We start from the raw sequence: 12,731 nt of genomic DNA, 5'->3' as shown, positions 1-12,731 counted from the left end.
AGGTTCCCTCTTAAGTGTACTTAAACCGGGTGCACTTTTTGGTGTGTCATCTTTTCCCACTAAGGTTTGGGGTGACATACCATTTTTTTGCAGCGACTCAGTTTGCCAATCCGCTCAATACGCCGGCTAATCGGTCAAAAACTTCCCCGAACAGATGCTCAGCAAAGGGGGGCAATAATGGCATTATCAACCCTATTGAGATGATACCGACGGTCAACGTCAGCGGGAAACCGATAACGAACACCGAAAGTTGAGGTGTCATTCGGTTTAGCATGCCTAATGCCATATTCAGAGTTAACAACAGCGTGATCAGCGGCAATGCTAACATCAGTCCATTCATAAAGATTAATGAGCCGGCCTGCGTCAATGCCAGAAAGCCATTACCATTGAGCGGTTCGAACTGAATGGGTAAGGTATGAAAACTGTCGGCCAACAATGAAATTAGCCATAAATGACCATCAAAAGTGAGGAATAACAGCAGGGCCAGCAAGTTAAGTAACCGGGCTAAAACCGGCATATTCGGCCCCCCCGAGGGGTCAAAGAAGGTCGCGAACGACAATCCCATCTGTAAACCAATCACTTCACCGGCCAGCCGGATGGCAGCAAAAGCAAATTGCATGGTCAAGCCGATGGCTACCCCAATCAACACTTGTTGGGCGGCGACCCAGACTGCACCGGTTGAGACTAAGGGAATATTGACCGGGGGTAGCGAAGGGGCAATCAGAAAGGTAATTAACAGCGCCAAACCGACTTTAACTTTGCGGTTTATCTGTTTCTCACTAAACACCGGCGCAGTGGTGATCAGCGCCAGCACCCGAATTAACGGCCAGAAATACTGGCTGACCCAGAGGCTAAGTTGAGTGGTATCGAGGGAAAGCACCGTTAGCCAATCAACGTGGGCAGGCTGGTGAACAGATTACGCATATAGTCCAGTATCAGGTTCAGCATCCATGGGCCTGCGATCACCATCGTGGCGAACACGGCCAGTATTTTTGGGATGAATGACAATGTCATTTCGTTAATTTGCGTTGCTGCCTGCAACAGGCTCACGATCAGGCCGCTTATCAGGGCGGCTAATAACAAGGGCGCAGCCAGGGCAAGTGCAATCTTCATTGCCTCAACGCCGAGGGCCATTACCGATTCAGGTGTCATGATGAGTCTACCTTAGCTATAAAAACTCTGTGCCAGGGAACCCAGTAGTAGCTGCCAACCATCAACCAAGACAAATAGCATCAGCTTGAAGGGCAGTGAGATACTGGCTGGGGGAACCATCATCATCCCCAATGCCATCAGCACACTGGCTACCACCAGATCGATAATCAGGAAGGGAATAAACACGGTAAAACCGATTTGGAAGGCGGTTTTCAGCTCGCTGGTGACATAAGCAGGTAGCAGAATGCGCATCGGTACCACTTCGGGACCTTCCAATGGCGGCAGATTGGCCAGCCTGGCATACAGTGCCAGATCTGATTCGCGGGTTTGGCGCAGCATAAATTCACGTAAAGGTTGTGAGCCTTTATCCATCGCCACTTCCATGCTTATCTTGTCCTGACTGAAAGGCAGATAAGCGTCCTGATACACCTTGTCAAATACCGGCGACATAATAAAAAATGTCAGAAACAGCGCCAGACCCAACATCACCTGATTGGGGGGGGCAGAGGGGGTACCCAATGCGTTGCGCAGCAACCCGAGCACAATAATAATACGGGTAAAACTGGTCATCATCAGTAAGGCGGCAGGCAGGAAACTCAGGGTGGTGATGAAAACCAAGGTCTGCACCGGTAAAGACCAGCTCTGCCCACCATTAGCCAATGGCTGGCTGATGATACCGGGCAGTTGAGCCAGCACCACCGGAGAGCAGAGTAAGCCCAATAGCAGTAGGGTGGTTTTATTGATGAGTGCAGCCAGAAGACGGCGCAGCAGCAACCGATAAGTGAAATCAGTGTTGGCCGCTGCGGTTGTTACGCTATTGGCTGTGGTAAGCACGGGGCGAAGAGACATCATGCCGATTTTTCCGGGTGTTTCGATTTCTTGTTAAATAGATGGTTGTTCAGTAGCTGGCGAAAATCGGCCGGTTTCGCACGGTCGGGCGACGAAGCCGCTGTCGCTTCATCAATCGCAGGACGTGTCAGAGTGTGGAGTTGTGTCACCTGCTGTGCAGTTACGCCTAACACCAGCCAGGTATTGTCTACTTCAACAATGACCACCCGCTCGCGCTGACCAACCTGACAACTGGCCTTCACATTCAATAATTTGTTGTTACGTGCCTGCGGGGCAAAACCTAAACGGCGTACCAGCCAGGCACCACATAAAATCAGCAGTAAAATACCGCCTAACACGCTGCCAACCTGCGTTAACACCGAGCCGGCAGGTATCGCTGGTGCCGTCTGTTGCACCGCAGTACCAGGGTGGCTGGCCGCAAAGCCAGTAACCGGTGTCGTAACCGTGGATGCGGCAGTATCAACCTGTGCTGCGGTCATTAGCGGCTCAGACGGCGCATACGTTCTGACGGAGTAATGATGTCAGTGATACGTACGCCATATTTATCAGCGACTACCACCACTTCACCCTGCGCAATCAGATAACCGTTAATCAAAATATCCAATGGCTCACCGGCCAAGCCATCAAGGGAGACGACCGAGCCTTGAGACAAGCGCAGTAACTCTTTGATGGTCATTTTGGTGCGACCCAGTTCAACGGTCAGCTTTACCGGGATATCCAGAATTAAATCGATATCCTGTAGGTTACCCAAGGCATCCGGTGCTTCCAGTGATTTAAATACACCCTCGGTGGTGGCCGCTGGTTTATCCGCTGCCTGCTGCTCATTAAACGCATCAGCCCACAGATCGTCCACGGATTCCTTTCCATCGTCAGACGGAAGCTTAGGGTCACTCATTGGGCTGTTCCTCATTCAGAGCATTCAAAATAGGGTTAATCAAATGTTCAACACGTAGGGCATATTGCCCGTTTAATGTCCCGTACTGACTGGTCAGTACCGGTACGCCGTCGACATGCGCAATCAGTCGATCCGGTTTATCTATGGGTAATACATCCCCTGGTTGCAGCTTGAGTATCTGCGATAGTCTCAGCGGGATATCGACAAAATTAGCCACCAGCTCCAGCTCGGAGTGCTGCACTTGCTTCACCAGTGTTTCGCGCCAGTGGCTATCTTCCTGTCGGGAATTTTCCAACGGTGGGTTGGTTAGCAGCTCACGCAATGGCTCGATCATGGCGAAGGGAATACAGATGTTGAACTCACCACTCAACGCCCCGATCTCCACATGGAAAGGGGTGGTGACCACGATATCGTTGGGGGAGGTGGTGATATTGGTGAATTTCACCTGTATTTCAGAACGGACATATTCCACATCAATTTTATAGATAGGCGCCCAGGCATCACGGTAGGCATCCAGCGCTAGCCGTAACATGCGGTTAATCACACGTTGCTCAGTGTGGGTAAACTCGCGACCTTCTACTTTAGTTGGGAAGCGACCATCACCACCGAACAGATTATCAACCGCAATAAAGACCAGGCTCGGGGCGAAAACGAATAGCGCGGTGCCACGTAGCGGTTTGAGATGAATCAGGTTGAGATTGGTCGGTACCGGCAGATTACGGGCAAAGTCGTGGTATGGCTGAATTTTTATCGGGCCGACGGTGATATCCGGGCTGCGACGTAACAGGTTAAACAGCCCCATACGGAACTGACGAGCAAAACGTTCATTGATGATCTCCAACGCTTGCAGGCGTTCACGCACCACACGTCGCTGGGTCGTCGGATCGTAAGGTTTAACGTCTGTTTCATTACCGACGACAGCAACTGGCTCATCGCCACCGCTGTCACCGTTTAACAGTGCGTCAATCTCTGCTTGTGAAAGAATGCTATCGCCCATAATGATTATCGCAATATAAATGCGGTAAACAGCACATCGCTGACTACCTGATTAGGTTGGCCTTTAACCATTGGCGGGCTAAGTACGTTTTTAATTTCACCGACTAACCGCTGTTTGCCTTCTTCATTTGACAGGCTATCGGCGGACTGCCGAGAAAGTAGCAACAGCAAGCGGCTGCGAACTTCCGGCAGATAGTCATTGAGTTTGGCGCGAGTCGCATCGTCGGGCAGCCTTAACGTTAATCCGATATAAAGCACGCGATCCAGATTGTTATCTGGCGTGATCAGATTGACCGTAAAGGTCTCCAGCGGCATAAACACCGGAATAACAGGAACGGCTTTCGCAGCGGTAGGTTTACTCTTATGGAGTATCCACCAGCTATAACCGCCACCTGCAGATGCTGCCACAGCAATCAGCACTAGCAGGATCACCCAGATCGAACTCTTACGCTTGGCCGGGAAGGTATTATCAGACATGGAGAAGACAAATTCCTGTTTCGGTATCAAACCGGTGAATCACGACAATAACCTGGGGTATCTCATTGCTGGATGGCACAAACCGCTGACCACCGACAAATAACCCCATGCTATCCGAATTATTACTGATGATTATCCCGCGTATCTTTAATGCCAATAGGCAGAATAGGTGGCGAAAAACGGCCTAACTTGTCCGTTTGTCACCTTTTGCTGAAATTAACACCCGTTTTAGGCGAAAATATCAACACCACCATTACCATTAGCCAGCGATTGCAACGCCGCAGGTGTCACGAGCGGTGTGCTGTTCGATACATCACCCGATGCGCTGCTACCGTAAGCGGGTTGGCCGTGTGATGCGAAACTCTGCTGATTTTGTTGGCTCTGTTGTTGTGCCTGTTGCCACTGTCCTTCACTGCCGACACTGCTTTGGCCCAACTGGATACCACTTTCAGCCAATGCCGAGCGTAAACTTGGCATCGCCGCTTCAATAGCTGCCCGAACCTGGCTGTGAGCTGAAGCAAAGTGCAACTGAGCTTGGTTATCTTCCATTTTCAGGCTGATTTGCAATGCCCCCAACTCTTGCGGATGTAGCCGCAGTTCGGCATTTTGTTGGCCGTTACGACTAAACATCACCACTTGTTGCCCCAGCGATTGTTGCCATTCCTGGCTACCCAACTGAGCGCTTAAATGACCACTGACTGGCACGCTAACCGCACCACTGGCCGTCGCTGGCAGAACCGGGCTGGAAACCGGAGGGAGTGATGGTGTTACCGTGGCTGAACTCACGGCTATTTTATCCACCGCGGCCGTGGCAATGGTTTTGTCGGTCGGTACGGCTACGGGGGCGGCTTTGGCACTAAGGCTGCTATCTGCATCCTGTGCTGTCGTCAGACGTGCCAGCTTATCTTGGGCGGTAGTGGTTTTAGCCTTACCGGGGGTGGCCGCTGGCAGTGCGTTGTTGGTGGCATTGTCACTTTTCGCAGTGCCGATTGTGCCGCCAATCAATGCCGCCAAACCTTTATCTTGTGAGGTCAGACTGGTCAGAGTAGCTAAGTCCTGCCTGGCGCTGGTTTTGTCGCTGGTCAGGCCATTGCCGTCAGTCAATGGCGTTTTCTGTCCATTGTTGGCGCTGCCCAGCGTGGTAGCAACCTGGTGGGGTAACATGGCTAATAACGACTGCAACGCACTGGATTCGGTCAGCGCGGTGGTTTTATCCAGCGTGCTGTCATCATCTAATGTGGTTTTCTTCACATTAGCCGCGTCTCCAGTCTGCCCTGCGTGGGTCAGGCCTACAGGCAACGTGGCGCTAATATCACCTAAGGCGGCCAATAACTGATTCAATTTACTGTTACCACTGATTGACTTTCCTCCGTCCACATTGGCAGTGATATCAGTGGTTGCAGCCAGCGATGATTTCAGGGTCGAGGCATCCATAGCCGTCAGCTCTTTACCCAGTTGGTCACCCAATAATTTGGCAAAATCAGCCGGTAGCCCTGCGTCTGTAAACAGCGCAGCAATCGATGAAGAGGAAGATGCACCCTCAGTTTCACTGGCAGTTGCAGTGGCAGGCAATAGGGACAGATTCATGAATTAAGACTCCTTTGTGAGGCGCGCTGTGCGAACTCATCCATCAATTTTTGATCCAAACGGTTTTCTTGCAAGCGCGCGGTGGTTTCAGCCCGCTCATTCAAGGTCTCAAATGCATTTAACCGTTGCTGCTTTTCTTGCCAATGCTTAACTGCCTGCTCAACTTTGACATTCCACTGAGCCAACTGATTACGATGTTGGTCAATGGCTTGCTCCAGCGTCTGAATAAATTGCTGATAGTTTTGCCAACTGGAGGAGGCCATCCCGTTACTCAGTGTGTCATTCAACCGCACCCGGTATTCATCCTGATAAGTCAGCAACATCGTGAGTTGCTGCTCAGCATTCTGATAGGACAGGCGAACCTGACCCAGTTGCGTGCTTGCCTGTTCGACGGCTTTCTGGGCCAGATCGCGCAGGGTGATGAGAGGTGACTGACTTTTCATCGTATTCCTTATACCCGCCGTACTTGAAGCCGCAGGGTTGTTGGCTACCTTCACTTACCCAAATGGCTTGACGGTGTCAGCTCATTGGGATTAATGAGGCTCACCCTACGGGCTAGCATAAATGCTGTTCAAATCGGTTCCCGACCGATTTGTCATTCACTTGCCGCCTACCTGCCACGCCAATTTCTTTGGGTATACGCCAGGGGCGGTGGCTTGAGTCACTGGCTATCAACCCGGAAACAGACTCTTCAGATGCTGGCATGCATCGTCGTAACTGCTGCGTTCGAACATGCCTTGCTGTAAGAAGATTTCCATTTGCGGGTAAAGGGCGATAGCCTTATCCAGTAGCGGATCACTACCGGCGGCATAGGCACCCACACTGACCAAGTCACGGTTACGCTGATAACTGGCAAGTAGTTGTTTAAACTGGCGAACTTGACTGTAATGGTTCTCATCGATCAGTGATGTCATGGCACGACTGATCGATGCTTCAATATCGATGGCCGGATAGTGGCCAGATTCAGCCAGACGGCGTGATAACACCACATGACCGTCGAGAATGGCGCGTGCCGAGTCGGCAATCGGGTCTTGCTGGTCATCGCCTTCGGTTAATACGGTATAAAATGCAGTAATCGAGCCACCGCCGGTGACACCGTTACCCGCACGTTCCACCAGCGCCGGTAATTTAGCGAATACGGAGGGTGGATAACCTTTCGTTGCCGGTGGTTCGCCGATGGCCAGCGCAATTTCACGTTGCGCCATGGCATAGCGAGTCAGCGAGTCCATAATCAGCAATACGTGCTGACCACGGTCACGGAAATCTTCTGCAATGCGAGTTGCATAAGCGGCACCTTGCATACGCAGTAATGGCGATACGTCGGCAGGCGCGGCTATCACTACCGAACGAGCACGGCCTTCCGGCCCTAAAATATTCTCGATAAAGTCTTTTACTTCACGGCCACGTTCGCCAATCAGACCCACCACAATGACATCTGCTTGGGTATAACGCGCCATCATGCCGAGCAGCACACTTTTACCTACCCCAGAGCCGGCGAACAGACCCATACGTTGCCCACGGCCAACGGTCAGTAGGGCATTAATCGTCCGCACACCGACATCGAGTACCTGCACAATCGCGGTACGTTGTAATGGATTGATTGGCGGGGTGATCAGTGGGGCGCGATAACTGGTTTCTGGTGCAGGTAGACCATCAAGCGGTTTGGCACTGCCATCCAATACCCGCCCCAGGAGTTCCGGGCCGAGCGGCAGTTGTTTACTGGCTGAAGCACCGCCGGTGGTCACCCGGGCATAGACTCTGGCACCGGGTACAATGCCTTCGACTTCTTCCAGCGGCATCAGAAACAGGCGATGGCCGTTAAAACCGACCACTTCACTTTCAACTTCCTGCACTGCGCCGTTATCGTGGCGCTCAATCAGACAAGTTGCACCCAATGGCAGCTGTAATCCCGTGGCCTCCAGGACTAAACCCGTGGCGCGGGTCAACCGCCCGTAGCGACGGATAGTGGTTGACTGGCTGATGCGCTCTTCGAATTTATCTAAAGAGGCGAGCCAACGACCAAGGCGCGCGGTCATCATAATTCTCCCGGCGCGGCGAGGCGGCACAACTCATGCCAGCGGGTCGCCAAACTGGCATCGAGATCACCTTCTTCGGCGCTGACTTTGCAGCCACCCGGATGAATTTGACTATCACCCAGCAAGCGCCAGCCATGCAGACTTAAGGTGCTGCCTAAGCGTTGCTCGACGACAGCCAGATCATCAGGATTAACCCGCAGTTGTGGCTTACCGGTGAACATCGGTTCTTGCTGAATCAGTTGTTGGATTTGGGCCAATAATGCCGTGCCATCACAGATTGCAGGTTGCCCGAGAATTTGTTTCGCGGCGGCCAGGGCCATTTGCATTAACCGCGAGGCAATCACGCTGTCGAGTGCATCAAGGGTACTTTGGAAGTCGTTCACCAGCAGTTGCCAGTGGGCAGTCATCGGGGCCAATTGCTTTTGAGCATCGGCCAGTGCCTGTTGATGACCTTCCTCCAGACCGGTCTGGTAACCTTTATCCAACCCTTCTTGTAACCCTTTAGCGAACCCTTGTTGGCGGCCCTGCTTCTCGGCTTCGAGTTGCAGATTTACCAGTGCTTGCTGCTCACTGACCCCGGTTGATTCGCTATCGCTACCCGTATCCGGTTCATCAGTAAACAGCATACTGATATCCGGCGCAGCCGCGGGCGGAGTAGTATCCGATGTAGTGGCAAAGTCGTTGAGTGACCAAGGTTGCCAGGGCAGGGCATTTATCCTGTCAGACATAGATATCCTCGCCACCACCAATGACTATCTCGCCGCTTTCCGCCAGACGACGGACGATAAGCAAGATGGCTTTCTGTTCGTTTTCGACCAGTGACATACGTACCGGTCCACGGGTTGCCAGATCGTCGCGCAAGATTTCTGCTGCACGCAATGACATGTTGCTGAGGAAACGCTCGCGCAATGCTTGATCGGCACCTTTCAGGGCGATCAACAGTGATTCGTTGTCTATCTCTTGCAGTAAACGCTGAATGCTGCGGTCGTCGACACTGACCAAATTCTCGAACAGGAACATTTCGTCGATAATTTTTTGAGCCAATTCGCCGTCGTATTCGCGTACTGCGTCCATGACCGTCTCTTCCTGTTGTGTTTTCATCAGGTTGATAATCTCGGCCGCTGTGCGGATACCGCCCATTTTGCTGCGTTTGAGGTTCTGGCCATCGAGCAGGTTGTTCAATACTTCGGTCAACTCAGCCAATGCGGCGGGCTGGACACCACCAAAGGTGGCGATACGCAACATCACATCGTTGCGCAGGCGCTCGTCGAACAGCGCCAGTATGTCGGCGGCCTGAGCGCGTTTCAGATGGACCAGGATGGTGGCGATAATCTGCGGATGTTCGTCGCGGATCAGGTCGGCCGCCATCTGCGGTTCCATAAAGTTGAGCGTTTCCATGCCACTGGTGGTTTCGCGCGATTCCAGAATATCTTCCAACAAGCTGGATGCGCGCTCTTCCCCCAAGGCTTTTATCAGCACACTGCGCAGGTAATCACTGGCGTTGACGCTCAGTGCGGCATATTGCTCGGCATCGTCTTCAAATTCAGCCAATACATCAATCAGTTGCTGGTGAGAAACCTGACGCATACTGGCCATGGTGGTACTGAGTTGCTGCACTTCGCGCGAGGAGAGGTGTTTAAACACCTCAGCGGCATGGTCTTCACCCAGAGTCATCAGCATGATGGCGCTTTTTTCAGTTCCGGTCAGGCTCATTGGTCATTACTCATCCATTGACGGATAACCAGCGCGACAACACGTGGGTCTTTATCCGCAAGTTCGCGTATACGCTGGGCCTGAACTTCAGCACTCACTCGCTGCTGATTTTTCTTACGTAAGGCCAGCTCTTCTTTACTCTGTTTGGCATTTTCAGACGCTACCGCAGTCTGGACAATGTTATTGACCGATGCCGCAGCCTTATCAGCAACTTGTTTCTTAGCGACCATAGGGCGCACTAATTTGCGCCATAAAATCCATGCCACCAGCAAGATAAGCAGATAACGACCAGCATTTAACATCTGATCAAAGAACGATTGTTGCTGCCAGAAGGGCAGTGTGTTGCCGCTGGCATCATCGGTGGCGTTAAATGGTGTATTCACCACATTTAATGTGTCGCCACGATCAGTAGAGAAGCCCATCGCCTCGCGTGTCAGGGATTCCACTTGTGCCAATTGATCCTTGGTCAGCGCAACTGGCTTGCCCGCCTTATCACTGCCGTAATTAACAACAACGGCAACAGAGAGGCGCTGCACCATGCCAGCTTGTTGCTGGGTATGACGGATTGTGCGGTCAACTTCAAAGTTAGTGGTTTGGTCGTGGCGGCTGTTGCTTGACGTCGCTGTCGATTTAGCGGCAGTGGCCGGACGATTAGCCGCGTTGGCATTGTTCGCTGTGGCACCAGCAGCACCGGCAGCAGGCGTCGCTGCTGGGGTTTCAATCGGTGCGACCGGTGTGGCAGATGGCTGATTGGATAATGCCCCCGGAACACCACCGACATTGGTTCCCCCCAGTTGTTCACTGGTGCTAACTTGCTGTGAGCGGACCGCGCCTTTGTCGGCGGCCTGATTAGGCTTGTACTCTTCATCGGTCTGTTCACGGCTGGCAAAATCAACTTGAGCCGTGACCTGCGCATGCACATTACCGTTACCGACCATCGGGGCGAGTATGGTTTCAATGCGACGTTGGAAGCGATTTTCAACTTCGTTAGTAAATTTGAGTTGTGCGGCGTTTAAATCACGGCCCGCACTGTCGGATTGCGTTAACAAACGGCCGGTTTGGTCAACGACAGTCACGTTACCCGGCGGTAAACCGGCCACGCTGCTGGAAACCATATATACGATGGCGTTAATCTGGCCATCATCAAGGGCACGACCTGGTTGCAATGCGAGTGTTACAGAGGCGGTTGGAGACTTTTGTTCCCGAACAAAGAGAGAAGGTTTTGGCATTGCCAAGTGAACACGCACATTCATCACTGGCCCGAGGGTGCCAATAGTGCGCGCCAGTTCACCTTCCAAAGCGCGCTGATAGTTAATTTGCTCACTGAATTGGCTGATGCCAAACTTTTCCTGATCCAGCAGTTCAAAACCTACCGCACCGCCTTTAGGCAAGCCTTGTTGGGCCAGACGCAGGCGGGTTTCATGTACCTTATCTGCCGGGACCAACAACGCGCCACCATTATCAGCGAAGCGATAAGGGATATTCAGTTGTGTCAGTTGCGTAACGATATCACCACCGTCACGATCATTCAGGTTGCTATAAAGGACGCGATAATCCGGGCTTTTAGCCCATAACATCAGCGCGACAATAATAGCGACGGCCGCAGCCGCAGCAATCAGCAGTGGGATTTTTGGATTCGCGCGTAGGCGTGCCAGTGTCGTCGTAAAAACATTCTCACGATTTTCACCGCCAGTTATCGAGGCATTCATACACGTCCTTGGCCAAGCTGAACAACGTTTGAGTTAGTATTTTTTATGTAACTAGTGTGTCGAAACAAAACAGACTCCCAAGTGCTGTGAGCGATAAAGCATCAATAGCTGATCTCCCCTTTTATGGGCATGCCATTATTTGCTGTAAGTGATGAATTCGATGGCTCAATAAGCCGGTATTTTTGTGTCTAATTAGCGGCTTTAGTACAAAAATGATGTGTTAGGGTGTCATCCTGAAAATAGTGACACGTGGCGAATAGTGAATAACCGCATTTACGGACTCATTTTCCATGTTGTTATTTGACCCATTACATCGTTTGAGGATGAGCATGTCTGTTCAAGGTATTGAAGGGGTTTTACAGCAGTTGCAGGTCACTGCATTGCAGGCATCCGGTTCGGCAAAGATGTTGCCAGTAGAGGCCGGCTTCGCCAGTGAGTTGAAAGCGGCCATCGGCAAAATCAGTGAAAACCAACAGCATGCCCGCACTCAGGCACAGAATTTTGAATTGGGTGTGCCCGGTGTTGGCCTGAATGATGTGATGGTAGATATGCAAAAGTCATCAGTATCTTTACAACTGGGCATCCAAGTTCGTAATAAGTTAGTTGCGGCTTATCAAGATGTGATGAATATGGGGGTGTGAGGCTACTTATACCGTCTCATGTGACAGTGCCCATAGATAGAGGGATGCCGTTGTTCCATAGGGTGTGTAACGGCGGCGGTAACGCTCAAAGCGTTCTCGTGGCAGCGTTTTATGGCCATATAGATTCATCATGCCGCGCCGGATCGCTAAATCTCCCCAACTGACGACATCGGGTCGTGCAAGTGAGGAGATCAATAACATTTCTGCGGTCCAGATGCCGACACCGTTGAGGCTTGATAGCTGCGCAATAACGTCGTTATCGGGCAGCAGGGAAATAGCAGATAAATCCAGCGTGCCATTAAGTGCAGCATCCGCAGCACCTTTAATGTATCCCGCTTTCCTCATCGTCATACCACACCCTTGAATAGCCTCTACCGTTGCAGTTGCGACAGTTATTGGTGTCACGGCCCCGAGCAATGCGACCAACCGTGCGTTGACCGTTAGTGCCGCCTTGACCGAAATTTGTTGGTCAACGATATTTCTGATCAATGCAGCAAATAAATCAGGGGATAGCGGGCGAGTTATCATCCCCAGCCGTTCGATGGCGGCGGCCATCTTTTTATCACGCCGTTTGAGATGGTTAATTTCTGTTTCACCGTAACGATAGAACATGCCTGACAGCCTCCTGTTATCGACGTAATAAAATATATAAGTAGAAAGTTAAAAATCATAGCGC

General features: G+C 51.7%; 15 protein-coding genes. 1 reads left to right on the top strand and 14 read right to left on the bottom strand.

Annotated features, from left to right (window positions below; genetic code table 11):
* Window positions 1-97 precede the first annotated feature (97 nt).
* From fliR to fliF, 13 genes are all read right to left on the bottom strand, one after another.
* Window positions 98-880, bottom strand: a complete 783-nt coding sequence (gene fliR / locus V2A85_RS02090; protein WP_372558675.1) for a flagellar biosynthetic protein FliR — start codon at window positions 878-880, stop codon at window positions 98-100.
* Between the two features lie 2 nt (window positions 881-882).
* Complete coding sequence (fliQ, locus tag V2A85_RS02085) at window positions 883-1,152, bottom strand: flagellar biosynthesis protein FliQ (RefSeq protein WP_083159154.1); 270 nt, start codon at window positions 1,150-1,152, stop codon at window positions 883-885.
* A 12-nt stretch (window positions 1,153-1,164) separates the two neighbouring features.
* Complete coding sequence (gene fliP / locus V2A85_RS02080; protein ID WP_420070837.1) at window positions 1,165-1,920, bottom strand: flagellar type III secretion system pore protein FliP; 756 nt, start codon at window positions 1,918-1,920, stop codon at window positions 1,165-1,167.
* Between the two features lie 80 nt (window positions 1,921-2,000).
* On the bottom strand, window positions 2,001-2,480 hold the full coding sequence (gene fliO, locus V2A85_RS02075) for a flagellar biosynthetic protein FliO (protein ID WP_083159153.1): 480 nt from the start codon (window positions 2,478-2,480) through the stop codon (window positions 2,001-2,003).
* Window positions 2,480-2,896: a flagellar motor switch protein FliN gene (fliN, locus tag V2A85_RS02070; protein WP_025377918.1), complete on the bottom strand. Its 417-nt coding sequence runs from the start codon at window positions 2,894-2,896 to the stop codon at window positions 2,480-2,482. Before fliN ends, fliO begins: the two co-directional genes overlap by 1 nt.
* On the bottom strand, window positions 2,889-3,893 hold the full coding sequence (gene fliM / locus V2A85_RS02065) for a flagellar motor switch protein FliM (RefSeq protein WP_083159152.1): 1,005 nt from the start codon (window positions 3,891-3,893) through the stop codon (window positions 2,889-2,891). The genes fliN and fliM overlap by 8 nt, the downstream gene beginning before the upstream one ends.
* A 5-nt stretch (window positions 3,894-3,898) precedes the next feature.
* Window positions 3,899-4,369, bottom strand: a complete 471-nt coding sequence (fliL, locus tag V2A85_RS02060) for a flagellar basal body-associated protein FliL (protein ID WP_372558678.1) — start codon at window positions 4,367-4,369, stop codon at window positions 3,899-3,901.
* Between the two features lie 228 nt (window positions 4,370-4,597).
* On the bottom strand, window positions 4,598-5,956 hold the full coding sequence (locus V2A85_RS02055; RefSeq protein ID WP_420070828.1) for a flagellar hook-length control protein FliK: 1,359 nt from the start codon (window positions 5,954-5,956) through the stop codon (window positions 4,598-4,600).
* Window positions 5,953-6,399 carry a flagellar export protein FliJ gene (fliJ, locus tag V2A85_RS02050; protein WP_083159150.1) on the bottom strand — a complete coding sequence of 149 codons (447 nt, stop codon included), beginning with the start codon at window positions 6,397-6,399 and terminating at the stop codon, window positions 5,953-5,955. The genes V2A85_RS02055 and fliJ overlap by 4 nt, the downstream gene beginning before the upstream one ends.
* A 228-nt stretch (window positions 6,400-6,627) precedes the next feature.
* Complete coding sequence (gene fliI, locus V2A85_RS02045; RefSeq protein ID WP_372559880.1) at window positions 6,628-7,992, bottom strand: flagellar protein export ATPase FliI; 1,365 nt, start codon at window positions 7,990-7,992, stop codon at window positions 6,628-6,630.
* On the bottom strand, window positions 7,992-8,720 hold the full coding sequence (fliH, locus tag V2A85_RS02040) for a flagellar assembly protein FliH (protein WP_372558681.1): 729 nt from the start codon (window positions 8,718-8,720) through the stop codon (window positions 7,992-7,994). Before fliH ends, fliI begins: the two co-directional genes overlap by 1 nt.
* Window positions 8,713-9,705, bottom strand: a complete 993-nt coding sequence (fliG, locus tag V2A85_RS02035; protein ID WP_083159147.1) for a flagellar motor switch protein FliG — start codon at window positions 9,703-9,705, stop codon at window positions 8,713-8,715. Before fliG ends, fliH begins: the two co-directional genes overlap by 8 nt.
* Complete coding sequence (gene fliF, locus V2A85_RS02030; protein WP_372558682.1) at window positions 9,702-11,414, bottom strand: flagellar basal-body MS-ring/collar protein FliF; 1,713 nt, start codon at window positions 11,412-11,414, stop codon at window positions 9,702-9,704. Before fliF ends, fliG begins: the two co-directional genes overlap by 4 nt.
* A gap of 329 nt (window positions 11,415-11,743) precedes the next feature.
* On the opposite strand from fliF, the gene fliE reads away from it, so the two are divergent.
* Window positions 11,744-12,055 (top strand): flagellar hook-basal body complex protein FliE, encoded by a 312-nt coding sequence (fliE, locus tag V2A85_RS02025; RefSeq protein ID WP_372558683.1) that lies wholly within the window; start codon window positions 11,744-11,746, stop codon window positions 12,053-12,055.
* Between the two features lie 6 nt (window positions 12,056-12,061).
* On the opposite strand, the gene V2A85_RS02020 is transcribed toward fliE, so the two are convergent.
* Window positions 12,062-12,667, bottom strand: coding sequence for a DNA-3-methyladenine glycosylase family protein (locus V2A85_RS02020; RefSeq protein ID WP_372558744.1), 606 nt, complete (start codon window positions 12,665-12,667; stop codon window positions 12,062-12,064).
* Between the last annotated feature and the right edge of the window lie 64 nt (window positions 12,668-12,731).

It is taken from the genome of Yersinia sp. 1252 StPb PI (assembly GCF_048593885.1).
Lineage (GTDB): Bacteria > Pseudomonadota > Gammaproteobacteria > Enterobacterales > Enterobacteriaceae > Yersinia > Yersinia enterocolitica_E.
Note: the sequence above shows the minus strand (reverse complement) of the source record. Positions and strands in the feature narration are given on the sequence as shown.